Here is a 24,873-nt window from a genome sequence, read left to right as displayed (position 1 = left end):
AGGCCGGGCGCCATCCACACGATGGCGCCCGGACGCTCTTATGATGCGATTTCTCATCTCTCTGATCGTCCTTTTGACGACGTGCTTCAGCGCGGCCCGGGCCGAGGACTGGCAGGCTGGCCAGTTCGTCTTTTCGGACTGGGCGGGACCGCCGCTCCGCGTGTTCTATCTGGAGCCGCCGGCGGGCGCTCTTCCTGAAGCGCCTGTGGTGATCGTCATGCATGGCGTGAACCGCAATGCGGACGATTATCGCGACAATTGGCGAGACTTGGCGCAGCGCTATGGCTTGCGGGTCTATGCGCCGGAATTTTCCGCGGCGGATTTCCCCGGCGCGGCCCTGTATAATCTGGGCGGCGTGGGGCGGGACGGACCGTCCGCCTATGCGGCGCTGGAGCCTCTGTTCAGCGCCATCGCCCGGCCCGGCGGTGAAGCTCAGGGGTATTATCTGTTCGGGCATTCCGCCGGAGCGCAGTTTGTCCACCGGGCGCTCTTGTTTGAAGATCTGCCGCATCTGAACACGGCCTATAGCGCTAATGCGGGCTGGTACACGCTGCCGGACGCCAGCCAGGCCTGGCCATACGGGACGGGCGGCACACCGGCGAGTGAAGATGATATCCGTCGCTGGGTGGGGATGCCGCTGACCATTTTGCTGGGGGAGAGGGATGTCGACCCCCGTCACCAGCATCTGCGCCATACGCCTGAGGCTGAGGCGCAAGGCCCGCATCGCTATGCGCGCGGCTTGAATTTCGCCAACGCCGCTCGCGCCCGAGCGGACGCGCTGGGCGTGACCTATGGCTGGCGCGTGGGCAGCGTGCCCGGCGTGGCGCATGACAACGCCGGCATGGCGGAGGCCGCGGCGTGGATGATCGCGGCGGACGTGCGCGAGCGGGCGGGAGAGGCTGAATGACGAGCACACGCCCCGTTATCGCAGCCTTGCGCCTATTCAAATGACCGCACTCGTGGCGCGGCGACCCTAAGACAGCCGCTTGTATGCGGAGCGGGTCTGTATCGCGCGCTTCTGAAACGACCAAACACAAGACAGGCGGACGCAATGATCGCACAAGAAACTTCCGGCCCGGCGTTGTATCAGCGCGTCGGCCTCGTTCTGGGGCCGATCGCCGCCCTGATCACGGCCCTGACCTTCTCGCCTGAAGGTTTGCCGCAACAGGCGACCATCGTCGCCGCCATCGGCGTTCTGATGGCCATCTGGTGGGCGACCGAAGCCATTCCGGTGGCCATTACGGCCTTCCTGCCACTGGTCGCGCTGCCGATTTTGGGCGTGGTGTCCACGCGTGAGATTGCAGCGCCTTACGCCCACCCCATCATCTATCTGTTCTTTGGCGGGTTCGTGGTGGCGTTGGCGATCGAACGATGCGGCCTGCATCGGCGCATCGCTTTGGGCGTGTTCGCCATCGCCGGCGCTGACGCACGGGCGCTGGTCGCCGGTTTCATGGGCGCTGCGGCGTTTGTGAGCATGTGGATCTCCAACACCTCGACGACGCTGATGCTGCTGCCCATCGCGGTTTCAGTCTTCACGGTGATCAACGAGACCATGCCGACACTGGCGCCGCGCCAGCGTGAGAATTTTGGCGTCTCCTTGCTGCTGGGCCTGGCTTATGGCGCAACGCTGGGCGGGGTCGCCACTTTGGTGGGCACGCCGCCGAACGCCTTCATGGTCGGCTTCATGGCGGACAATTATGACGTCCAGATCGACTTTGCGCGCTGGATGATGGTCGGCGTGCCGGTCACTCTGGTGATGCTGCCTCTGGCCTGGCTGGTGCTGACGCGCTTCATCTATCCGATCAATTTCAAGGCCTCGGACGAAGCCGTCCAGCATATCCGCGCCATGCGCGAAGGGCTCGGCGCGATGAGCAAGGCGGAGGTGCGCACCGCGCTTCTGTTCGGCTTCCTGGTGTTCGGATGGCTGTCGCGCAGCTGGTTGAGCAGCCTGCCTTTCCTGGGCGAGCTGACCGATACCGGCGTCGCGATGACGGCCGCGGTCGCCGCCTTCCTGATCCCCTCGGGCCAGAAAGGCCAGGCGCTGATGACCTGGGACGCCATGTCCCGACTGCCCTGGGGCGTCTTGGCGCTGTTCGGCGGCGGGCTGGCGCTGGCGACCGCCGTCACCAGCTCAGGCTTGGCCTTGTGGATGGGACAACAGCTGGTCGGCGTTGGGACGATCAACGCCATCCTGCTCGTGGTCACGGCGACGGCGTTGGTGATCTTCATCACCGAATTGACCAGTAATCTTGCGACCACGGCGACCTTCTTGCCGGTGATCGCGGCCATCGGGGTGGAGACCGGCCAGGACCCGTTGATCTATGTCATCCCGGTTACGCTGGCGGCCAGTTGCGCCTTCATGCTGCCGGTGGCCACGCCGCCCAACGCCGTGGTGTTCAGTTCGGGACTGGTCGCGATCCCGGCCATGGCCCGGGTGGGGCTGGTGCTAAACATCATCGCTGTCGCGGTGTTGAGCGTGGTCGCCTTGCTGTTAGCGCCTGTCGTGTTTCCAACCTGACCGCAAAGAGAAAAAGCCCGCCGGAAACCGGCGGGCTTTTTAGTCGTCTCAGGGCTTGAGCGTTAAGCGGCTTTCTTGAGCGCTTTTTTCGCTTTTTTCAGCTTGGTTTCGTGAGTTTCGATCTTCTTCTTGCGGGTTTTGATTTCTTTTTTCAGGTCTTTGACTTTTTTCGACGCCATGTCGGGTCTCCTTGATGAGTGAGGCGCGTCTTTTGAGATCATGCGCTCTCTTCAGATGTGTGGCGGGCGATGAAGCCCTTGATGAAGAGGCGCAATTCCCGGGCGGCGCTGGTGTCCAGTTCATCGCACAGCTGAACGAATTGATCGCGCTGGTCCTTGTTCAGGCGAATGACAAGCTGGCTGTCTTTTTTCTTCTTCGCCTTTTTGTCGTCAGCCATGGACCGGATCCAATCTCGCATCTGCTATGCAACGGCTATGCAATGTATATACGTTTTGAGGAAAGTCCAGAGTTTGCGACGGATTTGTGACGTTGCCCGTGAGGCGCCCTGGCGCGCTCATGCTGCACCGCACAGCGGCTTTTCATTGCGCCGCGCGCTGTGAGGGTTACACCGCCCCCATGCTTACGATCTCAAATCTCGATTACCGTATCGGCGCCCGCTCGCTGTTTGAAAACGCCTCGGCGCAAATCTCCAGCGGCTGGAAGGTCGGCCTGGTGGGCCGCAACGGCACGGGCAAGTCCACCTTGCTCAAGCTGATCCGCGAGGAGATTGATCAGCCGTCCCCTGATGCCGCGATCCGCCTGGTCAAGGGCGCGCGCATGGGCTGGGTGGCGCAGGAGGTTGAAGCCTCAGACGACACCATCCTCGATGTTGTGCTCGCTACCGACGAGGAACGTCACGCCCTGATGCAGGAAGCGGAAACCGCGCAAGACCCGGACCGCATTGGTGAGATCCATATGCGGCTGGCGGATATCGACGCCTGGTCGGCGGAATCGCGCGCGGCGGAAGTCCTGATGGGCTTGGGCTTCAGCGATGCGGACCTCTACCGGTCGACGAAAGAGTTTTCGGGGGGCTGGCGCATGCGCGCCGCCATCGCCGGGGTGTTGTTCTCCGAGCCCGACCTGTTGCTGCTCGATGAGCCAACCAACTATCTCGATCTGGAAGGTGCGGCCTGGCTTGAGAGCTATCTGAAGAAATACCCCCACACCGTGCTGATCGTCAGCCACGACCGCGAAATGCTGAACCGTTGCGTCACCCATACGATGGCGCTGGAGCATCAACAGCTTTCGGTGTCGCCCGGCGGGTATGACGCCTGGCTGAAACTGCGGGCGGCGAAGACCGCGCTCTTGGAAAGCCAGCGCGCCAAGCAAGAGGCCGACCGCGCGCACCTTCAGTCTTTCATCGACCGGTTCGGCGCCAAGGCCTCCAAGGCCAGCCAGGCGCAATCGCGGGTGAAGCGGCTTGAGAAGATGCAGGAGATCACCGTCCCGATCGCCGAGCGCACCACGTCCTTCTCCTTCCCCAGCTCCGCTGACACGCTGTCCCCGCCCTTGCTGCAATTGCGCGACGCAAAAGTGGGCTATGGCGAAGAGGCCGTGATCCTTCGGGGCGTGGATCTGCGGCTGGATCCCGAAGACCGCATCGCCATTGTCGGCGCCAATGGCCAGGGCAAGACGACTTTGGTGAAATCCATCGCCGAACGCCTGCCGCTTCTGGCCGGCGATCGCACCGCGCCGCGCGCTCTGCGGATCGGTTATTTCTCGCAAGATCAGATGGATGAATTGCGTCCGGGCGAGACGGTGCTCCAGCATGTGCAGGACGCCCTGCCTGCGGGCTCGCCTGAATCAAAGCAGCGCGCCGCCGCCGCCGCGATGGGCTTCGCCCATGAGAAAGTCGGCACCAAGATCGAGAAGCTGTCAGGCGGCGAGAAAGTACGTCTGCTGCTGGGCCTTATGGCGATGGAAAAGCCCCATGTGCTGATCCTCGACGAGCCGACCTCGCACCTGGATATCGACAGTCGCGAAGCGCTGATCTACGCGCTCAATGACTATAAGGGCGCCGTGATCCTCATCACCCACGACGTCTACCTCGCCGAAGGCACCGCCGATCAGCTCTGGCTGGTGAATGACGGCAAGGCCAGCCGCTATGACGGCGATCTCAACGATTACCGCAAGCTGATCCTGCAGGCGGACCGCGGCACGATCAAACTCTAGGGGCGGCGTCGCGGGCGGCTTTGATCCTGGCGTGTTTGCTGGCCCGGCCCGACACGCGCTTGCGCCAGAGCCGGAAGCTTGAGGGCTTTAACGACCGCCGCATGATCGCGATGACTTCGGGCTCGCTAAGCCCTGTGTCTTTTTCGATCGCCTCAAAGCTGACATCGTCCGCCCAGGCCAGGGCGATGATTTCGCTGATCTCTTCGGGCGCCATGGTTCCCTCGTCCTGTTCGCGTCAAGGCCGTGAGCTAGGGCGGGCTGCTGATCTGACGAGGGGCGAAGCGCCTCAGTCTTGAGCGGTGGCAGACACGAACAGGTCGTGCTTGGCCATGATCCGGGCGAAGCGCTCCGAAGCCAGATGCCCCGCCAACCAGGCTTGCAGGTTCGGCCAGCTCTGAGCGTCAAACCAGTCCCGGTCGGTATTGGCGAACTGGCGGATGAAGGGAAAGATCGCGATATCGGCCAGACAAGGCGCGTCGCCAAACAGCTGTGACGATGTGGTGAGCCGTTCTTCTAGCTGATCAACGATCTGGGCCGCGGCGGCGCGATGGTCTTCGGAGACCGCGCCTTCATAGCGATTGGCGTATTTATAGCGGTCCAGATGATGCTTGAAGTCGCCATCATTGCGCGCGATCAGGGCCTGGATGTCTGACCGCAGCCCGGTGTCGTCCGGCCACCAGTTGTCGGGATCGTTTTGCGCTAGAGCCCAGTGCATCACATCGAGGCTTTCCTCGATCACCTGGCCGTCAGCGAGCACCACCACCGGGACTGTGCCCTTGGGCGACGCCGCAAGCATTTCCGCGGGCTTGTCCTTGAGAAGGATTTCGCGGTGCTCGACCTTGATCTGCGCGGCGTCCAGCGCCATCCGCCCGCGCATGGCGTAGGGGCAGCGCCGGAAGGAGTACAGGACGGGCAGGGCTTTAGTCATTGTCCGCGTCAGCATCCAGTATGGCGCCCACATGGCGTTCGCCCCGCGCGGCGGCGCGCGCTTCCTGACGCTGGCGCTCGGCATAGCGCTGGCGCTGCTCCTCGCTGCGGGCCTCACGGCAATGCGGGCAACTGACGCCGGCGACGAAGTGCGGGGATTTCAGATCTTCCGGCCCCAGCGGTTCGCGGCAGGCGTGGCAGGTGGTGTAATCGCCCAGCTCCAGCCCGTGACGCACGGCGACGCGGCGATCAAAGACGAAGCAATCGCCTTCCCACAGGCTGTCTTCCTCGGGCACGGTTTCGAGATATTTCAGAATGCCGCCCTTGAGGTGATAGACCTCATCGAGCCCTTCGGTCAGGGCGAAGGCGGTGGATTTCTCGCACCGTATGCCGCCTGTGCAATACATGGCGATCCGCGCATTGGGACGGGTTTCGCGAAACTTTCTGAACCAGTCGGGAAATTCGCGAAAGCTCGTGGTTTCAGGGTTCACCGCGCCCTTGAACTGGCCAATACGCACTTCGTAATCATTGCGCGTATCGATGGTGACCACGTCCGGCGCTGAAATCAGCTCATTCCAGTCTTCCGGCGCCACATAGGATCCGACGGCTTTCTGAGGGTCCACGCCGGGCACGCCCATCGTCACGATTTCCTTTTTCAGCCGCACCTTCATGCGCAGGAAGGGCTGTTCCTCGGCGAAGGACTCCTTGTGTTCGATATCCGCGCAGCCAGGCAGGGACCGGATCACGTTCAGAACGGCCTCGATGGCGTCGGGCGCGCCGGCGATGGTGCCGTTGATCCCTTCGCTGGCGATCAGCAAGGTGCCGTAGACGTCCTGCTCCCGGCAGGCGGTCAGAAGCCGGTCCTGCAGCGCCTTGTCGGCGACGAGCGGCGTGAATTTATAAAGTGCGGCGACGCGAAACTGGGTCATGACGCCCTTATGCCAAAACCGGCGCGCCAAAAACACCATCAGATCGCAGGCCGGGGCGCGGTGAAACGCCCCGGCCCTTGAGGTCTAGTTCAGCCCCAGACGATCCCCGCTATCGCAATGGAAACACCCATCCGCCCCGATCGGGCTGCCTGGCGGGATGTCCGTGCTGGGTATCGACAGGGTGCGGCCCTCGTCAATCGCCTGAAGCCCGGCTTCGATTTGCGCTCTCAGAGCGACCGCCTGACTGTCACTCACGCGAGCGCGGCGTCCAGAAAGTTCAGTCATCAGATCCGAAAGCGCGGACCGCGCCAGCCGAGCGGCGCTGGGAGTCGACCCGCCGGCCACGCGCAGGAGCTGAGTGACATACTCGTCCTGCAGCGCCTCGCGCAGCGGCGCCAAACGCGCCGCCTCGTCACGCGGCGCGTCAAACACAACGCGGTCGATCCGGGCCAGAACCGTTTCAGGGTTCAACGCGTCGGGGTTGCGGGCGGCCTGCTCCTCCAGACGCGCCAGACGGGCCGGCGCCAACATGGCGGACAAGGTGATCTGTCCCGCCGCGGCGGCGGCGTTGGCGCGGCTGAAGGCGGGATACTGGTCGGTCTCAAACTGTTCGCGCTGGGCGATGGCGTCGTAATCGGTGAAAGGCGAGGGTGTGAGCAGAGCCAGCGTCGCGTCAGAAATGTCGAGCCTTGCAGGCTCCAGCGTCTGCGCGAGAGCCTCCAGCGCCCGCCTCTGCTGGTCGGGGTCGTAATCGGTGACGCCGGACACGTCCGGGCCGTTGACCTCATAGGCGAACATCACGCCGCCCAGCGCCTTGGCGGCGGCCTCCACCTGATAGCGATGATAGAGATAGATCGGCGGGAAGACGTTGCGGATCTCGCTTAGCGGCAGGCCCTGCGCCAGCACATCGGTCCCGAAGCGGTTCAGCGCTGCTGCGCGCACCACCAGCGTGTCATTCAGCGCATCCACCGGGTCTGATCCGTTATCCCACAGATTGGCCAGCGGATGGCCGGCATTGTTGCCGCGGGCATGCCGGTCGGAAATGTACATAAGGCCGTCTTCGCGGGCTTGCTGCAGGATTGCTTCCAGCCCGGCGGCCTCGGCGGCGGCGTCCGGATACTGGCTGTAAAGCCAGGAGATCGAGGCGATATCCCATTCGCCGATCCCCACATCATACGCCTGCGACGCATCAAAGCCTGTGGCGTCGTCAAACCGGATCAGCGGCGCGGGATAATCCATCACTGACGCGCGATCATTGGTGCTGGCGGCGAAATTGTGCATCAGCCCCAAAGTATGCCCGATCTCATGGGCGGAAAGTTGACGCACGCGCGCAAGCGCCAGCTCGAGCGGGTCGTCCGCCGCGCCGGTTCCGGTCTGCTCAACGCCCATCAGGCCTTCAAAGATCAGCCGGTCATGGCGCACGCGCTGGCTGCCCAGGATCACATGGCCTTTCAGGATTTCGCCGGTGCGCGGATCGACCACCGACGCGCCGTAAGACCAGCCGCGGGTCTGGCGGTGTACCCATTGAATGACATTGTAGCGCGCATCCAGCGGATGCACGCCCTCGGGCAAAAGCTCCACGCGATAGGCGTCTTCAAAGCCGGCCGCCTCAAACGCTTCCGCCCACCAATTGCCGCCCTCGATCAGCGCTTGCTGGATCAGCTCGGGCGCGCCGCGATCCACATAATAGACGATGGGTTCGACCACCGGGCCGGACGCGGCGTCCGGATCAATCCGCTCAAGCCGGTGACGGCGGGCATAGCCGCGCTGCAAAGGCTCATCGAGCGGCGTCGCCATGTCATAGCGCGTGAGCTCAAAGGCGCCGCTGCGCGGGTCCGAAGCGCGGGTTTCATACCCGTCTTCGGGCAGGGCGATGAAGGAATGATGCACCGTCAGGGTCACAGCTTCCGCATAGGGCGCGGTGGCGCGCACTTCTGCGCCGGGCTCGTCCGCGCTGAGGGTCAGAAGCGTGTCGATTTCAATGTTTTCCGGAAAGCTCAGAACACTGTCGGCCAGAGGCGCGCTGCGCTCGGCGTCGACCGAGAACGACCCTTGGCCAGCACTGTCCAGTGCGCCGACCGCGTCGACCGGATCGCGTTTGAGAAAGCCTGACAGATCGATCAGCACTTCGCCGTCCGCGCTTTCAGACAGGATGTCGGTGCGCCAGATGACAGACCGGGCGAAGGATTGAGCCGTGGCGGCGCTTTCATCCGCACCCGCGCCCAGGGCCGCGTAGCGGGTGTTTTCAAACTCGGCGAAGACCGCGTCGCCGACCCGGCTGAAGCGCAGGATCCAGGTATCGGTCCCCAGGCCCCGGTCAAGTCCCACCGGGTTTGATCCCAGCCCCGAGGTCAGGCGCGCGGTGTAGATCATCCGGCCCAGCACGCCGTCTTCTGAGGGCGATAGCGCAGCGAGCACCCGGCCTTCGGCGGGGTCGGGATAGAGCGTGATCAGCCCGTCCTGACGGTTCAGCCCTTCGACGGTTTCGGTAAAGCTGGCTTCGTCCTCGGCCAGGGCCTGTGCGCCGGACATGGTCAGGCACAGCGCCAGGGCGCCGGTGATCGCTCGCAACATGGTCAGTCTCCCCTTGGCGCGTTTCGCGCTCTTGGGGGAAGGCTAGCCAGACCGGGCGGATTTGAACAGGGGCGGACAGCAAACGGGCGGCCGCACTGCGACCGCCCGTTCGACGTCCGTTAAGGGAGGGGGAAGCCCTTAGAGCTCGGACGCTGCGGTGTGTTCGATCTGGGTCCAGTTGGTTTCAGCGCGGGCGAGGGTGCCGGCTTCGTCATTGAGGAAATTGCGCAGGATTTCCTCGTTCACGAAGACATAGAGCTGGCCGTCGCGCACGGCGGAGAAGCGCGGATCACCGTCGAGTTTCTTGCCCAGAGACACGCCCAGAGCGCAGAAGCCGCCATAGGCCGGGATGTAAGCTTCGGGATTGCGGCGGAAGGTGCGCAGATTGGCGCGGGTGTTGAAGTAATAGGCGACGCCTTCATGGACGTGCGCGAACTCGGCGCTGCCATCCAGGCGGATGCCGGTCTCGATCAGCGCGACCGGGTCAGAGCCGTGCAGGCCCAGCGGCGCGCCGGCCAGGGTGTAACCGGATGTGACGTTGTTTTCGTCTTCGGCCAGGGCGATCGGGGCGGTGGTCGCGACCAGCGCGATGCCGATCAGAGCGGTGGAAATCAGGGTTTTCATGGTCTCTCTCCGAGTTGGCGCGCTGGAGGTCAGCGAGCGGAAGTGAAGGCGCAGCGCCTTCGGTCAGCTCAGGTAAAAGAGACAAATCAGAGACCAGTTTGTAGACGGAATTGTCCTTAATGGGTTTTACGGTCGGGGAAGTCCCGTATGGGCTCAAGCGGGCGTGGCCGTCTTTTCATCAAGCTGGTTGAGATACTCAAACAGCTTGCCGACGGCTGCGGGCGCGCTCTTGCGCATGCCCTGCAAAAGCGCGGTCTTCTCGGCGTCGTCAGGGGGCACATCGCTGATGAGTTTGCTGAACCCGTCCAGCCGGTTGGCTCTCAGCCAGGCGCGCAATTCGGGGATCTGGCTCCAGTTATACTGGTTCATCATGAAAGCGGCGGTGAAGCGGATGAAATCGGTGTCGTGATTGGGGAGCGGCACCACGCCGCACAGCCGGTTCTGCTCGGTTTCATCCTCATAGGCGGCCTCGATATGGGCGATGAAGGCGGCGCTGAACACGGGCTGATAGGAGCGCGCCATCTGCAGCACGATCTTGTCGCCCTGAAACACCGGTGCGATGGCGTCATTGCTGACCGCGCGGGCCGAACAATCGATCAGCACATGATCGGGGGTGATGGCGATTTCGCCCTCGTCCAGCACGAGTGTCTCGGCGCTGATGGTCTTCACGCGGCCTTTGCGGACGACGCGTCTGATCGACTGTAACGCCTCCAGCTCCATGCGCGAGACGGTCGCCCCGTGAAACATTGAAGGCCGGACATCGGGGTCGATCCGCAGGAAATAGCCCGCCGCTTCCAGCCGGTCGAACATGTCTTCAATGCTGGTGGAGTTGGCGATGGCGTCGAACTGGCGCGCCTGCGCGCCGATGGTGTCAAAGAAGAATTCAGGATCGGTCTGGGTGTTGCGCCGGTCCAGCAGCCAGCCGTCGCGCGGCATGATCCATTGGATGAGATCCGGATCGACGCCTTGCTCAAGTAACCAGAGACAGGAATCAATCGCGGTCTTGCCCGCGCCGATGACCACAAAGCCTTTGGGCGTGCGGTCGATCCTGGGCAAGTCATTGGGCGGCATGAACCAGACGTCTGGCGAGACCTCAAAGCTGGGCGTGTGCGTGGAGGGAACCGAGGTTTTCAGATGTGTCGCGTCCACGGTCTTGCGCCGGACGCTCACTTCAAACACCTCGCCGGTCAGGATGCGTTTGAACCGTCCGTCTCCGAGCCAGCGGCACATCGGAAAGAACCGCACGCGGCCCGAGGGCAGGAAAGTGTGGTTCATCACCTGCTCGTAATAGGCCAGCACTTCGTTTCCGCTGGCGAGATCACCCATCCCCTTGTTAAGCCCCACCTGATCGCGCTGCCCGCGGCTGAGCTCCTTGGAGGACACGCCGTAAAAGCTCGACGGCTGGTGCAGCGTCACGAACGGATAGGCGTGGTTCCAGTGCCCGCCGGGCTTGGCGTTCTGATCAACGACGATGATGTCAGCGTCGGTTTCAGACAGGATCGTATCGGTGAAGGCCAGGCCCATGGCGCCGCCGCCAATGACCAGATAATCAGTCTCAAGTGATGTGATCGCCATGAGTCGCCTCCCTGCGACGGCCCAGCCATATTTTTGAAAGCATTCGGGTTGAGCCTGATCATAACAGTGTTATACCCATATCAGGGTCAGAGGGCGGCCCGTCAAGGCTCAAACCATGAGTGACGCAAAAACAAAGATCATGCAGGCGGCGTCAAAGCTGTTTTTGCAAGCGGGCGCGAAAGGGTTGAGCGTGCGGGCCATTGCGCGTGAGGCCGGGGTCTCGACCATCGGGATTTACAGCCATTTTGACGGCAAGCAGGGCATTCTGGACGCGCTTTATATTGAAGGGTTCGAACAGGTCGAAGCTACGACCGTTCTGCCGGAAACGCCCATGGAGCGCGACGCGGCGGTAGAAACCGTGGTGCGCCAGTATCTGCGCAGCGTTCAGGCCCATGAAGCGCATTATCGGCTGATCTTTGGCGAGCAAGCGCCAGACTTCACACCCTCGGACGCTGCACGGCAGGCGGCGGGGCGCGCTTTTGCGAGCTTGTTGAAAGTGGCGGCGGATTTCCTGCCCCAACACACTCCGCCGCAGACGCGAGACGCCGCGCTTCAGATCTGGGCGCTGATCCATGGCTTTGTCAGCCTGCGTCATCATGTGGCGATGCTCAAACAGGATGACGAGGCGTGGGAGGACCAGGTTGTCCGCGCCGTGATCGTGCATATCAAGGCGCTGGACGAACCTGAATCCTGACCCGTGCTTTAATCGAACGGGAAACTCGTGACGGCGCCGTCCGAAGCGGAATGGACGAGCTTGGCGTATTTGGCGTAGGCGCCGTGGCGGTATTTGGGTTCGGGCGGAGTGAAGCCCTTGGCCATGCGCGCCTTGAGGTCGGCCTTCACATCGATGCGGCGGTTTTCGATGTCGATGGTGATGACGTCGCCGGTTTCAATAAAGGCGATGGGCCCGCCATGGGCGGCTTCGGGCGCCACATGACCCACCATGAAGCCATAGGTCGCGCCGGAAAAGCGGCCATCGGTCATCAACGCCACATCATCGCCGAGGCCTGCGCCCTGAATCGCGGCGGTCACCGCCAGCATTTCGCGCATGCCCGGACCGCCGGCAGGGCCTTCATTGCGAATGACGACGATGTCGCCTTTCTCGATCTGGCCTGCATTCACAGCGGCGAAGCAGTCTTCCTCGCAGTCATAGACCTTGGCGGGACCTTCAAAGAACAACCGATCATGCCCGGCGAGCTTGGCCACACAGCCATCCGGCGCCAGATCGCCATAGAGCACGCCGAAGCCGCCGCGTGATTTGAGCGGCTTGTCGGCCGACAGGATCACATCCTGGCCCGGGGTTTCGGTGGCGAGCCCGGCTTCTTCAAACAGGGATTTGCCGGTGACGGTGGGCGCATCCTCGATCAGTTTAGCGGCCTGCAAGCGTTGCAGCAGCAGGCGCGCCCCGCCCGCGGCCGCCATGTCCGGCGCCATATAGCGTCCGCCGGGCTTGAGGTCGGCGATGACGGGCGTTTTGCGGCTGACCGCGTCAAACACGTCGATATCAAACTGGTCCTGGTTGATCCCGGCCTCGCGCGCGATGGCCAGAAGATGCAGCACGGCGTTGGTCGAGCCCGCGGTCGCGGTGACGGCGGCGGCGGCGTTCTTCAGGCTTGTCGGCGTGATGATGTCGCGCGGACGGCGGTTCGCTTTCAGCGCGTCCACGACCGCTTCCCCCGCCTTGCGCGCGGCGCCGGGTTTGTCGGGATGGACGGCGGGAATGTCATTGAGCCCCATGGGCGACAGACCGAGCGCGGACAGCGCCAGCGCCATGGTGTTGGCGGTGAATTGCCCGCCGCAGGCGCCCGCGCCTGGACAGGCGGCTTTTTCAACTTCAACCAGCTCGTCTTCGCTGATCTTGCCCGCGGCGCACGCGCCCACCGCCTCGAACACGTCCTGAATGGTGACCGCCTTGTCGTGCAGCTTTCCGGGCATGATCGAGCCGCCATAGAGCACGACGCTGGGCAGGTTCATCCGCGCCGCCGCCATGGCCGCGCCGGGCAGGGTCTTGTCGCAGCCGACCAGAAACAGGACCGCGTCCAGGCTGTGACCGCGCACCGCCAGCTCGGCGGAATCGGCCACGCAATCACGGCTCATCAGGCTGGCGCGCATGCCTTCGGTGCCCATGGAGATGCCGTCGGTGACCACGATGGTGTTGAAATCCACCGCCGTGCCGCCGGCCGCTTCAATGCCGGCGCGGGCATGATCGGCCAGACCCTGAAGATGCATGTTGCACGGGGTGACGCTGGTCCAGGTGTTGACGATGGCGATCATGGGCTTGGCCATGCGTTCGTCATCATAGCCGGCGGCGCGCAACATGGCGCGGGCGGGGGCGCGGGCCGGCCCCTGGATCAGTGTGTGCGAGGGGCGTTTGGTATCGGTCATGTCAGATCAGGCCGTTTCGTTCAGGGCGTTCAAATGATGTCGCAAAGCGTCGAGGTCCGCGCCGCAGGGCTCTGACCGCGTGGGGCGGTCCAGCACCTCGGCGAGGGCTTCAGAGGGCTCAAGGGTTTGACCGATCAGCGGCTCGACCACATCGGCGAATTTGTAGGGATGGGCGGTCGCCGCAATCACCCAGGGCCGCGCATGCAGGTCAAACTCACGCATCCGGGCCAGCGCTTCTGCGGCGACAGCGGAATGCGGACACCACACATAACCCGAGCGCGCGAAATCAGCCTTGATACGCGCGCGGATGGCCCGATCCTCCACCAGCTCCACGCTCAGGCGCGCCGCGTCATCGGGCAGGGCGTTCAGGCGCTCGAAATTGCTGGGCGCGCCGACATCCATGGCGTTCGCCAGCGTGGCGATTGAGGCGCGGGGCTCGTACCGGCCCGAGATCGACCAGTCCGCGAGGGTCCGGTTGGCGTTGGTGGCCAGCACGATCGGTCCCCAGGGCGCGCCCATATGACGGGCCCAGATCGCAGCGACGCCATGGCCCAGATTGCCCGTGGGGATGATCAGGCCGGGTTTGACGCCATTCTTCTCATAGGCTTGCCGTGCCGCCCAGGCCATGTAGGCCGCCTGGGGCAAGAGCCGGGCGATATTGATGGAATTGGCGCTGGTGAGGTTATGCCGCTCGCTCAGCGCCCGGTCCGCGAACGCGGCCTTGACCATGCGCTGGCACGCGTCGAAATCGCCATCCACTTCCAGCGCCGTCACAGGTGCGTTCCAGCAGGTCAGCTGGCGTTCCTGAAACGCGGAGATTCGGCCTTTGGCGTACAGGATCACCGCCCGTACGCCCTTGCGGCCTTCCGCGGCGCAGCCAACCGCGCCGCCCGTATCGCCAGAGGTGGCGGCGAGCACGGTGAAGGGGGCGTTCGGGTCGCCCAGCTTGTCCAGACAGCGCAGCAAAAAGCGCGCGCCCACATCCTTGAACGCGCCGGTGGGGCCGTGAAACAGCTCCAGCGCGAACACGCCCGGTCGCCCCGAAAAGGGGTTCGCCAGCGGGATGTCAAAATCATAGGTCTCTTCAACAAGCTCTGGCAAAACGCTTTCAAGCTGATCGCCCTTGAAGAAGGGCTCGAAAAGCGTCAGCGCCGTCTCTTTGAGGCTGGTTTGCGCGGTCAGCCCGCTGAGCTGCCCTTCAGGAAACTCATCAGGAATGAACAGGCCGCCATCGCCCGCCAGTCCCACACGGATCGCTTCGGAGATGGAGCTGGCGCTGGCGCCGTTTCGCGTGGAGATCAGGCGCATGCTTCTTGCTCCTCGAGGGGTTCGAGACGCACGCCGGCGCTCTCAAGCGGGGCGCGATAGACGCGCGTTCCCCGGCCTGCGGATTTGAAGGCGTCCGCCATCGCTTGCTGGACGGCGTCGGCGTCTTCATCGCTCGCCCAGGCGAAGATGGAGGGGCCGGAGCCCGAAAACGAGCAACCCAACGCATTCGCCCCGAGGGCTGCGGCTTTGACGTCGCGCATTTCCGGCAACAGGAAAGCGCGCTGCGGCTCGATCAGAATGTCATCGAGCCCCGCCCGGATCAGGTCGAGATCGGAAACCGCGCATCCCAGCGTGAAGGCGCCGAGGCGACGGGCGTGCTCGACAGCCGTGTTCAGCGGCGTTTCGGGTTTGAGGACGTCGCGCGCGGCCTGGGTTTCGGTCTTGGCGTCAGGATGAAACAGAATGGCGGTGACGCCCTTGGGGACGGGCATCGGTTTGACCAGTGCGGGATCAAGCTGCGCGGCGATCACCAGTCCGCCCAACAGCGAGGCCATGACATTGTCCCAGGGGGGCGGGTCGGCGCTGGCGCGTTCGCCTTCCAGGGCGAAGGCCAGCAAGTCCGGCGTTGAAAACGGTTTGTCCAGCAAGGCGTTGACTGCAGCGGCGGCGGCTACGGCGCTGGCGGCGGAGCCGCCCATGCCAGCACTGATCGGTACGCCCTTGATGACGTCCAGACGCACGCCGAAGGGTGCGTTCACAGCCTTCAGCACCGCTTGCGCCGCGCGCAGGGCGGTATTGCGCATGGGATTGTCCGGAAGCTGCGTCATCAGCCCGGAAACCTGGCCCAGACGCACGCCTGTCCTTTCTTCCTTATGGGCGACGACCTCATCTCGGACAGCGTCAAACGCCTGTCCCAATACATCAAATCCAACCCCGACATTGCCAATGCTGGCCGGGGCGCTGGCGCGCGCGGATGCAGTCATGAGAAATACTCGTCCTTTCCGTCAGGCGCTGCGCAACGCATCGTCCGCCCGAAGGGGGGAGCGAACGGACGATGCGTGCGCTGGGGCGGCGCCATCACACGCCCAAGCCCGTCGGATGTCCATCATGTCGCCGAAAACGGCTGCAGCGGTCGGCCAGCGTCCTGCGCCCTTGCCTTGCAGGGTGCAGACGTCGCCATTGGACAAGGTCAGCAGAAAACGGTTCTCCTCATTGCGCGCGCCGGCGAGCGGGTGATCTTGAGGGACGGCGCGGACCTGAACTTCCGCATCCACAACCCCGCCTGCGCCCAGCTTGCACTGACCGATCTGTTTGTAGATTTTCCCGTTCGCCAGCGCGTCCTGCGCCTGCTCGGCGGACACCTCGCTCAGCGATTGCTTGGCGATCTTTTCGGGCGGCAAGTTCACGCCGAACGCTTCGCGGATCAGAATGGACAACTTGTCCGCGGCGTCATGCCCGTCCACATCCGCGCTGGGATCGGCTTCGGCGAAGCCCATGCGCTGGGCGGCGGCGACCGCCTCCTGGAACGCGACGCCCTGACCGAGCTGGTCGAGGATGAAATTGCCGGTGCCGTTCATGACGCCTTCCACCGCGACCACGCCTTGCCCCTTGAGGTCGGACAAGCGCTCGAGCACAACGACGCCGCCGCCGACGGAGGCCGAGAACATCAGCTGCGATCCGCCTTTCCGGGCGGCGTCATGCAGGGCGTCATAATGCTTGGCGACGGCGGCCTTGTTGGCGGTGACCACATGCTGGCCGTTGCGCAGGGGCGGCAGCATCAATTCAGCGGGGCCGTCGGCGCCGCCGGTCATTTCCACCACCAGATCTGGGTCTCCCGCGAGCGCCGCATGAGGGTCAGAGGTAAAGACCGCGCGACGGTCGTCGGCGCGGGAGCCGGCATTGCGCACCAGCACCGGGTTCAGCTCGAAAAGCTCAGGATGGCTCAGCACATGGTCGAGCACGCCCGACCCTACTGCGCCGCAGCCCAGAAGCGCCACTTTCATCGGCCCGCGATGGCGCGGACGACCGATGACTGAGGGGCCCGAAGCGATGCGGGTGGCTTCACGCGCGCCCATGGCGGCGACTTCCACCACAAGGTTTGCAGCCTTGGCCGCTTCGATGGCCTTGGGCTGGATCAGACCGCGACTGGCGTCCATCGCCTGATCATAATCGAGCGCGTCATAGCGCTGGGCGTGGGGGTCTTTGGCCGGATCATCGGTGTAGACGCCGTCCACATCCTTGATCAGCCGCACCCGGTTTGCGCCGGCCTTCACAGCGAAAAACACTGCCGTCAGATCCGTGCCGCCCCGGCCCAGCGTGGCGGCGCCATGGTCTGCATGACAGGCGGTGAAACCGGGGAGAACAACCGCATCGGCCTCTTCCAGCGCGGCGGCCATGGCGTCCTTGTCGAGCTCGCTGAGGTTGGAATCCATGGGGTCGCCCTCCGCCATCAGCCCGATCTCGTGAGGGTCCAGCACTTTGGCGCGCAAGCCCAGCCGCGAGAGCGCCAGCCCCATCAGGGCCGCAGACCGGAACTCGCCCAGTCGCGCCAGCCGCGCGGTGATGTGGGGGAAGGCGTCGCCGCCATTGGCGTCGGCCTGGGCCAGCAGCGTGTCGGTCTCCCCTTTGAGCGCAGAGACGATCACGATGGTTTTCTCCCCCGCCCGGACATGACGGTAGATCTCTGCGCCGGCGGCGGCGTAGTCAGCTTCCGAAGTCAGCACGGAGCCGCCGAATTTGAGGACGCACAGGCCTTTCGAGGCGGAGGAGGCGTTAAGCTGGGGATCCATCGGATCAGTCCTTTTTCGTTCGTTAGGGCATGGCGGCTGGGTTGAGGCATGAAAAAACCCGCTCGCCGGTTTCGGGGAGCGGGTTGGTGTGGGGTTGAATGTTTCGCGTGTCTCGCGCTCAGCCCGTACCGTCCCGCCCTCGAGTAAGGGTGGTGGTAATGGTGGTAATGGTGGTGGTGAGCGCGGTGGAGGTGACGCACGAAGCCATGATCGCGGCGGTCGCCACGGTCATTCCGGTTTCGTGCTGGACCTGCGAAGAGCGGGTCATGATCATCTCCTGGACGTGCTGCAAGTGCGCAGCGTGGACTTTACCGTGACCGGGTTTTCCACACTCCGTCAACCGGGCCTCTGTGGCTGAAAAACCACAAACCCTGTCCAGCATTGGAAAAATCACCCGCTAATGCTCTGATATAGCCTAGGAAATATTTTTTCTGAGTTGTTCGGACATTTTAGTGTTGCGCGATGCAGCATTTCCGCCTTACGGTTTTTGCACAGCCCGGCGAGACCTCGACAGTCATATCGCCGGTCATTGTTCGCGTGTCGTTTCACCCTTGCGGAAGAGGGGGCGGCATCAGGTTGAAACCGGGAGACAGCGCCATGCGCGACGCCAAGACCCAGACCCTGACCCAGGACGCCCAGCGTATCGCTGCGCTGACCGGCTCGGTCGTACTTGTCGTTGTCGTACTCCTTATTACCACCCACGGTGGAGCGGCGGCGCCTGTCTGACGGAATTTCAAACCTCAGACCCAAGCAAACCCCCGCTCCACACCGAGCGGGGGTTTTTCTTTGCCTCAACCTCAAACGCCACACTCGAGCCAGCCTCAAACGCCACGGAAAGACCAAAGCCCATGACCCGCATCTACACTGACGACGACGCCAACGCAGACGCTTTGAAGCCCGGCTTCATCGCCATTATCGGCTATGGCAGCCAAGGCCGCGCCCATGCCCGAAACTTGCGCGATTCCGGCCAGCAGGTGATCGTCGGGGCACGCCCGGGCGGCAAGGCCGAGGCCAAGGCCAAGGATGACGGGTTTGAGGTTTTCACGCCCGCTGAAGCCGCCAAGAAAGCCAGTTTCGTGGCGCTCCTCACCCCGGATATGAGCCACAAGGACGTGTATGAGTGCGATATCGCCGCGCAGCTTTCGCCCGGCGACACGCTGATGGTGGCGCACGGCTTCTCGATCCATTACGGCCAGATCCGTCCGCGCACCGATATCGACGTGGTGCTGGTCGCGCCGAAAGGTCCGGGCGATCTGGTGCGCCGGGAGTTCGAGATCGGGCGTGGCGTGCCCTCCCTGTTCGCCATCCACCAGGATGCGTCGGGCAAGGCGCGCGACAAGGCGCTGGCCTATTGCAAGAGCAATGGCGGCACGGCCGGCGGCGCGATCGAGACCACTTTGGCCGAAGAGACCGAAACCGATCTGTTCGGCGAGCAGGCGGTGCTGTGCGGCGGCGCGTCCGAACTGGTCGCAGCCGGGTATCAGACCCTGGTGGATGCCGGTTATCAGCCTGAAATCGCTTACTTTGAATGCCTGCACGAGCTCAAGCTGATCGTGGACCTGATGTATGAGGGCGGCATTTCGCGCATGCACGACTTCATCTCGGAAACCGCCAAATACGGCGATCTGGTCTCCGGTCCCCGCGTCATCAATGACGAGACCAAAGCGCGGATGCGCGAGGTGCTGACCGACATCCAGACCGGCAAGTTCGCCCGCGACTGGATCCTGGAGAACCAAGCCGGCAAGCCGCAATACGACGCCTTGCTGCGGGCCGATCTGGAACAGGACATCGAAAAAACCGGCGCCCGTTTGCGCGCTCGCATGGCCTGGCTGCAACCCGGCGCCAACGCCGGCCAAGCCTAGCGCGGATCGCAGGAGCACGCTCATGACCGCCCAGCCTCAAACCGCACCCGCCTCCAATCTGCACCGAACCGGCGCCCATCTGGTCGTCGAGGCGTTGCGCGCGGAAGGCGTCACCAAGGTGTTCGGCTATCCCGGCGGCGCGATCATGCCCGTTTATGACGCCCTGCCGGGCTCGGGGCTGGAGCACATTCTGGTGCGTCATGAGCAGGCGGCGGCGCTGGCGGCGGATGCTTACGCCCGGGTGTCGGGCGAGGTGGGCGTGTGTCTGGCCACGTCCGGCCCCGGCGCGACCAATCTGGTGACCGGCATCGCCAATGCGTTTCTGGATTCAGTGCCCCTGGTCGCGATCACCGGCCAGGTGGCGACGCCGTTGATGGGGACTGACGCGTTTCAGGAGATCGACGTCTTTGGCGTCACCCTGCCCATCGTCAAACACTCTTTCCTGGTACGGGATGCGGCCGACATCCCCAAAATCTTCGCCGAGGCTTTCGAGCTGGCGAAGCGCGGGCGGCCCGGACCGGTTCTGATTGACTTGCCAAAAGACGTCACACAGGCGTCCGCGGCGTTCCCCTCGGTGGATCAGACGGTTCGGGCCCCCTTTAGAGGCGTGCCTTCAGATTCGGCAAGCATGGCGCAGGCCGAAGCGCTGATCGCACAGGCCGAGCGGCCGGTGCTCTATATCGGCGGCGGCGTGACCCTGGCCAAGGCGGAAGACGCCTTGCGGCGGTTTTTCGCGCGCACGCAAATCCCGGCGGTGGCGACTCTGAAGGGTCTGGGCGCTCTGCCTACGGAAACGCCGGGCTTTCTGGGCATGCTGGGCATGCACGGCACCAAAGCGGCCAATCTGGCGGTGAATGAAAGCGATCTGCTGATCTGCGTCGGCGCCCGCTTCGACGACCGTGCGACCGGCAAGCTCGACACCTTCGCGCCCCAGGCCCGGATCGTTCACTTTGACGCCGACCCGTCAGAAATCTCCAAACTGCGCGATGCGGATGTGGGGCTGACCGGCGATCTGGCCGAAACGCTGGATCGGATGGAGCCCGGCGTTCTGAGCATTGCCCCCTGGCGGCGCCGCTGTTCAGAAGCCGCCGAGCGCTGGGCCATGCGCTATGACGCGCCCGGTTCTGGCATCTATGCGCCGAAGCTCTTGAAAGACATCTCCGAACAGGCGGGCGACAAGGCCATCATCACCTGTGATGTGGGTCAGCACCAGATGTGGGTGGCCCAGCATTGCCGGTTCTCGCGTCCGCAAGCGCATCTGACGAGCGCAGGACTGGGAACCATGGGGTACGGCTTGCCCGCCGGTATCGGCGCCTTGATGGCGGAACCGGACGCCACGGTGATCACCGTGTCGGGCGATGGCTCGATCATGATGAACATCCATGAGCTGGCGACCCTGCGTCGCTACCGCCTGCCGCTGAAGATCGTGCTGCTGGACAACTCCCAGCTGGGCATGGTGCGGCAGTGGCAGGAGCTGTTTTACGACGAGAATTTCTCCGAGGTGGATCTGTTCGACAATCCCGATTTCGCCGCCGTGGCGCGCGCCTTCGGGGTCGAAGCCTTCACCCTGGACCGCCGCGAGGACGCGCCCGCCGCGATCGAGCGGCTGCTGAACACGAACGGGCCGATCCTGTGCCATGTGCGCATCGACCCGCGTGAAAATGTCTGGCCGCTGGTGCCGCCAGGCAAATCCAATGCTGACATGATGGAGGCCTGATCCATGACAGACCGGATCGAGATCGAATTTCGCCCCAGTGAAGGCGCGATCCTGCGTCTGATCGGGCTCGTCGAACGTCGCGGCTTTGAAGTCCGTGGCGTCGATCTGCCTCAGATGCCGACCGCTGGCGAGGCGCGCATGGATTTGACTGTCCAGCCGCGCGACGCCGGTCGGCGCATGGGCACGTTGTGCGCGCAAATCTCCAAGATCTACGGCGTCAGCGCGGTGCGAGCGGCGTCCCTGGCGCCAGCGTTCGAGGCCGTGTCATGACCCGCCAGATCACGATTTTCGACACCACGTTGAGAGACGGCGAACAGGCGCCGGGCTTCTCCATGTCCGAGGCGGGCAAGCTGAGCGTCGCCCGGGCCTTGCAGGCCTTGAAAGTGGACGTGATCGAAGCGGGTTTCGCCGCGGCCAGCCCGGGCGATTTCAAGTCGGTGGAACGGATTGGCCAGGAGATTGAAGGCCCGGCGATCTGTTCCTTGGCGCGCACGACGCCGGGCGATATCGACGCTGCGGCGCGGGCGTTGAAAGCTGCTCCGAACAAACGCCTGCATGTGTTTCTGGGCACCAGCCCGCTGCATCGCGAGTTCAAGCTGAACATGACCCCGGATGAGGTGCTGACCCGCATCAAGGACATGGTCGAGCTGGCGCGGACGTATTTTGACGATGTGGAGTTTTCCGCCGAGGACGCCATCCGCACGGAGCGGGGCTTTCTGGTCGAAGCGCTCTCCATCGCTGCGGAAGCCGGCGCGAAGACGCTGAACGTGCCTGATACGGTCGGCTATTCCACGCCGGACGAGATCTATCAGCTGTTCAAGCATCTGACCGAGAAGGTCTCCAAGGCGAACGAGGTGATCTTCTCCGCCCATTGCCATGATGATCTGGGCATGGCGGTCGCCAATTCGCTGGCGGCCGTGCGCGGCGGCGCGCGGCAGATCGAGTGCACGGTGAACGGCATCGGCGAGCGCGCGGGCAATTGCGCGTTGGAAGACGCCGTCATGGCGGTTCGCACCCGCCGCGATGTCTTCAACCTGACCACGAATATCGACACGCGCCAGATCATGGCCGCAAGCCGCGCGCTGAGCAAAGCCACCAACACCCATCCGCCGCGAAACAAGGCCATCGTCGGCGCGAACGCCTTCGCCCATGAATCCGGCATTCATCAGCATGGCGTTCTGAAAAACCGTGAAACCTACGAGATCATGAAACCTGAAGATGTGGGGCTCAGCTCCAACCAGATCGTGCTCGGAAAGCACTCTGGCAAACACGCTCTGGCCGCCCGGGCGAAAGAGCTCGGCTGGAGCCTGGAGGGTGACCATCTGCAAGCTGCGTTCGACGCCTTCAAGGCGCTGGCGGACGAGATCGGGCTGGTGGATTCCGGCCAGCTGTCTGCGCTTCTGGAGCGGCTGGAGAGCGGGACGCAAGGAGATGCTGAATTGTGGACTTTGAAACGGATCGATATCCGCTCGCCCCTGTCGCCGAAGGATCATCCGGTCGCCCGCATTGAAATGGACCATGGCCGCCGCGGTCAGGTGACCGACATCGCCAGCGCGCCTGGCGCTCTGGACGCGGCCTATCGCGCCGTCAGCCAGATCATGGAAATCCCGGCGCGGGTCGAGGACATCGAGATGCAGTACGTGGCCGCCGACGCCCATGACGCTGGCGAAGACGGGCAGGGCGCCGATGTGCTGGTCGATCTGAAGGCCAATGTGGAGGGCGAGGTGTTTTCCGGCCGCGCCCGCGCCCGCGACATCATTCCCGCCTGCGTCTCCGCCTATATCGACGCGCTTAACAACGCCTGCGCCGTGCGTCGCCGACGCAACGCCAAAGCTCATGCCGCCTGAAGGACTTAAATACCATGTCGATCCAACAAGTTGATCATATCTGGCGCAATGGCGCACTTATTCCGTGGGCGGACGCACAGGTTCATGTTCTGTCGCACGCCCTGCATTACGGCACCTCGTTTTTCGAAGGCATCCGCAGCTATGACACGCCGTCCGGCCCTGTGGTGTTTCGCCTGACCGATCATGTGAAACGCCTGGTGGATTCCGCCCGGATCTATTCCGTCGATCTGCCCTACAGCCCCGCCGAGCTGGCCGACGCCTGCAAAGAGGTGCTGCGCGCCAACAAGCTGGGCTCGGCCTATCTGCGGCCGGTCAGCTTTATCGGCTATGGCTCAATCGGCGTCGTGCCCGCCAAGGACACGCCGATCGACACCTATATCGCGGCCTTCCCCTGGGGCGCGTATCTGGGTGAAGAGGCCCGCACCAAGGGCGTGGACGTGTGCGTGTCGAGCTGGAACCGCATGGCGCCGAACACCGCGCCGACGGCGGCCAAGGCCGGCGGCAATTATCTGTCGAGCTATCTGATCAGCCGCGAAGCCAAATCGCGCGGTTACGCCGAAGGCATCGGGCTCGATGTGGACGGTCGCCTGTCGGAAGGCGCGGGCGAGAACCTGTTCCTGGTCAAGGACGGCAAGCTGATGACGCCGCCCGCCAGCTCCTCGATCTTGCAAGGCATCACCCGCGACAGCGTCATCCGGCTGGCGAAACGCGAAGGGCTCGAAGTGGTCGAGCAGGCGCTGCCGCGCGAGATGCTCTATCTGTGCGACGAGGCGTTTTTCACCGGCACCGCCGCTGAAGTCACCCCGATCCGCTCGATCGATGACAAGACCACCCGCGCCGCCGGCGCCGGGCCGATCACGCGCCTGATCATGGATCGCTTTTTCGGATTGTTTGAAGGCCGCACCCAGGATGATTGGGGCTGGCTGGAGCCTGTACACGCTCACGCTGAGGAGACTGGTCATGAAAACGCCGTCGCCGTCTGACGCTTCCCCCAAAACCCTTTTCGAGAAGGTCTGGGAGACACACCAGATCCAGGCTGAGACCGATGCGGCGCCCGCGCTGGTCTATATCGACCTGCACCTCATCCATGAAGTGACAAGCCCGCAGGCCTTCACCGCGCTCGAACAGCGCGGGCTGAAAGTCCGCCGACCGGACCGGGTGTTCGGCACGCTGGATCATTCCACGCCCACAACGCCGCGCACGCCCGGCTCCAAGCCGATCTATATCAATGCGGCGGCGAAAAAGCAGGTGGAGACGCTCGAGGATAACTGCCGCCGCCATGGCATTCGCCTGGCGGGTTGGGACAGCCCCGACCGCGGCATCGTCCATGTGATCGGCCCTGAGCTGGGTCTGACCCAGCCGGGCATGACCATTGTCTGCGGCGACAGCCACACCTCCACCCATGGCGCGTTCGGCGCTTTGGCGTTTGGCATCGGCACCACCGAAGTGGGCCATGTGCTGGCGACGCAGGCGCTGTTGCAGTCCAAGCCCAAGACCATGCGCGTCACAGTGGATGGGCGCCTGCCCCATGGGGTGGGCGGCAAGGATCTGATCCTCGCCATCATCGCCGAGCTGGGCGCCGGCGGCGCGTCGGGTCATGTGATCGAATACGCCGGCGAAGCGATTGAAGCGCTGTCGATGGAAGAGCGGATGACGGTCTGCAACATGTCCATCGAGGCGGGCGC

At 63.9% G+C, this 24,873-nt stretch carries 23 protein-coding genes; 11 read left to right on the top strand and 12 right to left on the bottom strand.

The window, feature by feature from the left end; genetic code table 11:
- Positions 1–40: 40 nt before the first annotated feature.
- Both B3M53_RS10740 and B3M53_RS10735 read left to right on the top strand, forming a co-directional pair.
- On the top strand, positions 41–907 hold the full coding sequence (locus B3M53_RS10740; RefSeq protein WP_273020241.1) for a PHB depolymerase family esterase: 867 nt from the start codon (positions 41–43) through the stop codon (positions 905–907).
- A gap of 144 nt (positions 908–1,051) precedes the next feature.
- Positions 1,052–2,518, top strand: coding sequence for an SLC13 family permease (locus tag B3M53_RS10735; protein ID WP_273020240.1), 1,467 nt, complete (start codon positions 1,052–1,054; stop codon positions 2,516–2,518).
- A 217-nt stretch (positions 2,519–2,735) separates the two neighbouring features.
- On the opposite strand, the gene B3M53_RS10730 is transcribed toward B3M53_RS10735, so the two are convergent.
- On the bottom strand, positions 2,736–2,915 hold the full coding sequence (locus B3M53_RS10730) for a hypothetical protein (protein WP_028284573.1): 180 nt from the start codon (positions 2,913–2,915) through the stop codon (positions 2,736–2,738).
- A 179-nt stretch (positions 2,916–3,094) separates the two neighbouring features.
- On the opposite strand from B3M53_RS10730, the gene B3M53_RS10725 reads away from it, so the two are divergent.
- Positions 3,095–4,690: an ABC-F family ATP-binding cassette domain-containing protein gene (locus tag B3M53_RS10725; protein WP_273020239.1), complete on the top strand. Its 1,596-nt coding sequence runs from the start codon at positions 3,095–3,097 to the stop codon at positions 4,688–4,690.
- Here the strand turns inward: B3M53_RS10725 and B3M53_RS10720 are convergent.
- From B3M53_RS10720 to B3M53_RS10695, 6 genes are all read right to left on the bottom strand, one after another.
- Complete coding sequence (locus B3M53_RS10720; protein WP_022700597.1) at positions 4,680–4,904, bottom strand: TIGR03643 family protein; 225 nt, start codon at positions 4,902–4,904, stop codon at positions 4,680–4,682. The two genes, B3M53_RS10725 and B3M53_RS10720, sit on opposite strands and share 11 nt — an antisense overlap.
- A 72-nt stretch (positions 4,905–4,976) precedes the next feature.
- A complete protein-coding gene (locus B3M53_RS10715) occupies positions 4,977–5,618 on the bottom strand; it encodes a glutathione S-transferase (RefSeq protein ID WP_273020238.1) in 642 nt (213 codons plus the stop codon).
- The gene (locus B3M53_RS10710; RefSeq protein ID WP_286800397.1) at positions 5,611–6,546 is read right to left on the bottom strand and encodes a rhodanese-related sulfurtransferase; all 936 of its coding nucleotides are present in this window, start codon (positions 6,544–6,546) and stop codon (positions 5,611–5,613) included. The genes B3M53_RS10715 and B3M53_RS10710 overlap by 8 nt, the downstream gene beginning before the upstream one ends.
- Positions 6,547–6,630: 84 nt before the next feature.
- The gene (locus B3M53_RS10705; RefSeq protein ID WP_273020236.1) at positions 6,631–9,120 is read right to left on the bottom strand and encodes a zinc-dependent metalloprotease; all 2,490 of its coding nucleotides are present in this window, start codon (positions 9,118–9,120) and stop codon (positions 6,631–6,633) included.
- Between the two features lie 138 nt (positions 9,121–9,258).
- A complete protein-coding gene (locus tag B3M53_RS10700) occupies positions 9,259–9,744 on the bottom strand; it encodes a YHS domain-containing (seleno)protein (RefSeq protein ID WP_273020235.1) in 486 nt (161 codons plus the stop codon).
- A 153-nt stretch (positions 9,745–9,897) separates the two neighbouring features.
- Entirely contained in the window at positions 9,898–11,319 is a 1,422-nt protein-coding gene (locus B3M53_RS10695; RefSeq protein WP_273020234.1) for an NAD(P)/FAD-dependent oxidoreductase, read from the bottom strand.
- Positions 11,320–11,434: 115 nt separating this feature from the next.
- Between B3M53_RS10695 and B3M53_RS10690 the strand changes: the two genes are divergently transcribed.
- Entirely contained in the window at positions 11,435–12,013 is a 579-nt protein-coding gene (locus B3M53_RS10690; RefSeq protein ID WP_273020233.1) for a TetR/AcrR family transcriptional regulator, read from the top strand.
- Positions 12,014–12,021: 8 nt separating this feature from the next.
- Here B3M53_RS10690 and ilvD read toward each other — a convergent pair whose 3' ends face one another.
- From ilvD to B3M53_RS10665, 5 genes are all read right to left on the bottom strand, one after another.
- Positions 12,022–13,704 (bottom strand): dihydroxy-acid dehydratase, encoded by a 1,683-nt coding sequence (ilvD, locus tag B3M53_RS10685; protein WP_273020232.1) that lies wholly within the window; start codon positions 13,702–13,704, stop codon positions 12,022–12,024.
- A gap of 6 nt (positions 13,705–13,710) precedes the next feature.
- On the bottom strand, positions 13,711–15,012 hold the full coding sequence (gene thrC, locus B3M53_RS10680) for a threonine synthase (RefSeq protein ID WP_273020231.1): 1,302 nt from the start codon (positions 15,010–15,012) through the stop codon (positions 13,711–13,713).
- Complete coding sequence (locus B3M53_RS10675; RefSeq protein ID WP_160092717.1) at positions 15,003–15,956, bottom strand: homoserine kinase; 954 nt, start codon at positions 15,954–15,956, stop codon at positions 15,003–15,005. Before B3M53_RS10675 ends, thrC begins: the two co-directional genes overlap by 10 nt.
- A 21-nt stretch (positions 15,957–15,977) precedes the next feature.
- Positions 15,978–17,762, bottom strand: coding sequence for a homoserine dehydrogenase (locus tag B3M53_RS10670; RefSeq protein WP_022700587.1), 1,785 nt, complete (start codon positions 17,760–17,762; stop codon positions 15,978–15,980).
- A 118-nt stretch (positions 17,763–17,880) separates the two neighbouring features.
- Entirely contained in the window at positions 17,881–18,030 is a 150-nt protein-coding gene (locus B3M53_RS10665; protein ID WP_156861390.1) for a hypothetical protein, read from the bottom strand.
- Positions 18,031–18,338: 308 nt separating this feature from the next.
- On the opposite strand from B3M53_RS10665, the gene B3M53_RS10660 reads away from it, so the two are divergent.
- The 7 genes from B3M53_RS10660 to B3M53_RS10630 all read left to right on the top strand — a co-directional run.
- Positions 18,339–18,488, top strand: coding sequence for a hypothetical protein (locus B3M53_RS10660; RefSeq protein ID WP_156861388.1), 150 nt, complete (start codon positions 18,339–18,341; stop codon positions 18,486–18,488).
- A gap of 122 nt (positions 18,489–18,610) precedes the next feature.
- Positions 18,611–19,624 (top strand): ketol-acid reductoisomerase, encoded by a 1,014-nt coding sequence (gene ilvC, locus B3M53_RS10655; protein WP_022700584.1) that lies wholly within the window; start codon positions 18,611–18,613, stop codon positions 19,622–19,624.
- Between the two features lie 22 nt (positions 19,625–19,646).
- Positions 19,647–21,341, top strand: a complete 1,695-nt coding sequence (ilvG, locus tag B3M53_RS10650) for an acetolactate synthase 2 catalytic subunit (protein ID WP_160092714.1) — start codon at positions 19,647–19,649, stop codon at positions 21,339–21,341.
- 3 nt (positions 21,342–21,344) lie between these two features.
- A complete protein-coding gene (locus B3M53_RS10645) occupies positions 21,345–21,611 on the top strand; it encodes an ACT domain-containing protein (protein WP_022700582.1) in 267 nt (88 codons plus the stop codon).
- Positions 21,608–23,188, top strand: a complete 1,581-nt coding sequence (locus B3M53_RS10640) for a 2-isopropylmalate synthase (protein ID WP_273020230.1) — start codon at positions 21,608–21,610, stop codon at positions 23,186–23,188. Before B3M53_RS10645 ends, B3M53_RS10640 begins: the two co-directional genes overlap by 4 nt.
- Positions 23,189–23,202: 14 nt before the next feature.
- Entirely contained in the window at positions 23,203–24,171 is a 969-nt protein-coding gene (locus B3M53_RS10635) for a branched-chain amino acid transaminase (RefSeq protein WP_273020229.1), read from the top strand.
- Positions 24,149–24,873: aconitase family protein (locus B3M53_RS10630; protein ID WP_286800391.1), on the top strand; the 725-nt coding region annotated here is incomplete at its 3' end. The genes B3M53_RS10635 and B3M53_RS10630, both read left to right, overlap by 23 nt.

This window comes from Oceanicaulis sp. UBA2681, assembly GCF_002354675.1.
Classification (GTDB): Bacteria; Pseudomonadota; Alphaproteobacteria; order Caulobacterales; family Maricaulaceae; genus Oceanicaulis; species Oceanicaulis alexandrii.
The sequence above is the reverse complement of the archived record's forward strand: the minus strand, read 5'-3'. Positions and strand labels throughout refer to the sequence as shown.

Coding starts and splice junctions, on each gene's coding strand:
- B3M53_RS10640 (WP_273020230.1), top strand. CDS start 21,608: ATGACCCGCCAGATCACGATTTTCGACACCACGTTGAGAGACGGCGAA.
- B3M53_RS10710 (WP_286800397.1), bottom strand. CDS start 6,546: ATGACCCAGTTTCGCGTCGCCGCACTTTATAAATTCACGCCGCTCGTC.
- B3M53_RS10675 (WP_160092717.1), bottom strand. CDS start 15,956: ATGACTGCATCCGCGCGCGCCAGCGCCCCGGCCAGCATTGGCAATGTC.
- B3M53_RS10715 (WP_273020238.1), bottom strand. CDS start 5,618: ATGACTAAAGCCCTGCCCGTCCTGTACTCCTTCCGGCGCTGCCCCTAC.
- ilvG (WP_160092714.1), top strand. CDS start 19,647: ATGACCGCCCAGCCTCAAACCGCACCCGCCTCCAATCTGCACCGAACC.
- B3M53_RS10690 (WP_273020233.1), top strand. CDS start 11,435: ATGAGTGACGCAAAAACAAAGATCATGCAGGCGGCGTCAAAGCTGTTT.
- B3M53_RS10645 (WP_022700582.1), top strand. CDS start 21,345: ATGACAGACCGGATCGAGATCGAATTTCGCCCCAGTGAAGGCGCGATC.
- B3M53_RS10705 (WP_273020236.1), bottom strand. CDS start 9,120: ATGTTGCGAGCGATCACCGGCGCCCTGGCGCTGTGCCTGACCATGTCC.
- thrC (WP_273020231.1), bottom strand. CDS start 15,012: ATGCGCCTGATCTCCACGCGAAACGGCGCCAGCGCCAGCTCCATCTCC.
- B3M53_RS10725 (WP_273020239.1), top strand. CDS start 3,095: ATGCTTACGATCTCAAATCTCGATTACCGTATCGGCGCCCGCTCGCTG.
- B3M53_RS10665 (WP_156861390.1), bottom strand. CDS start 18,030: ATGACCCGCTCTTCGCAGGTCCAGCACGAAACCGGAATGACCGTGGCG.
- ilvC (WP_022700584.1), top strand. CDS start 18,611: ATGACCCGCATCTACACTGACGACGACGCCAACGCAGACGCTTTGAAG.
- B3M53_RS10670 (WP_022700587.1), bottom strand. CDS start 17,762: ATGGATCCCCAGCTTAACGCCTCCTCCGCCTCGAAAGGCCTGTGCGTC.
- B3M53_RS10720 (WP_022700597.1), bottom strand. CDS start 4,904: ATGGCGCCCGAAGAGATCAGCGAAATCATCGCCCTGGCCTGGGCGGAC.
- B3M53_RS10730 (WP_028284573.1), bottom strand. CDS start 2,915: ATGGCTGACGACAAAAAGGCGAAGAAGAAAAAAGACAGCCAGCTTGTC.
- B3M53_RS10700 (WP_273020235.1), bottom strand. CDS start 9,744: ATGAAAACCCTGATTTCCACCGCTCTGATCGGCATCGCGCTGGTCGCG.
- ilvD (WP_273020232.1), bottom strand. CDS start 13,704: ATGACCGATACCAAACGCCCCTCGCACACACTGATCCAGGGGCCGGCC.
- B3M53_RS10695 (WP_273020234.1), bottom strand. CDS start 11,319: ATGGCGATCACATCACTTGAGACTGATTATCTGGTCATTGGCGGCGGC.
- B3M53_RS10635 (WP_273020229.1), top strand. CDS start 23,203: ATGTCGATCCAACAAGTTGATCATATCTGGCGCAATGGCGCACTTATT.
- B3M53_RS10740 (WP_273020241.1), top strand. CDS start 41: ATGATGCGATTTCTCATCTCTCTGATCGTCCTTTTGACGACGTGCTTC.
- B3M53_RS10735 (WP_273020240.1), top strand. CDS start 1,052: ATGATCGCACAAGAAACTTCCGGCCCGGCGTTGTATCAGCGCGTCGGC.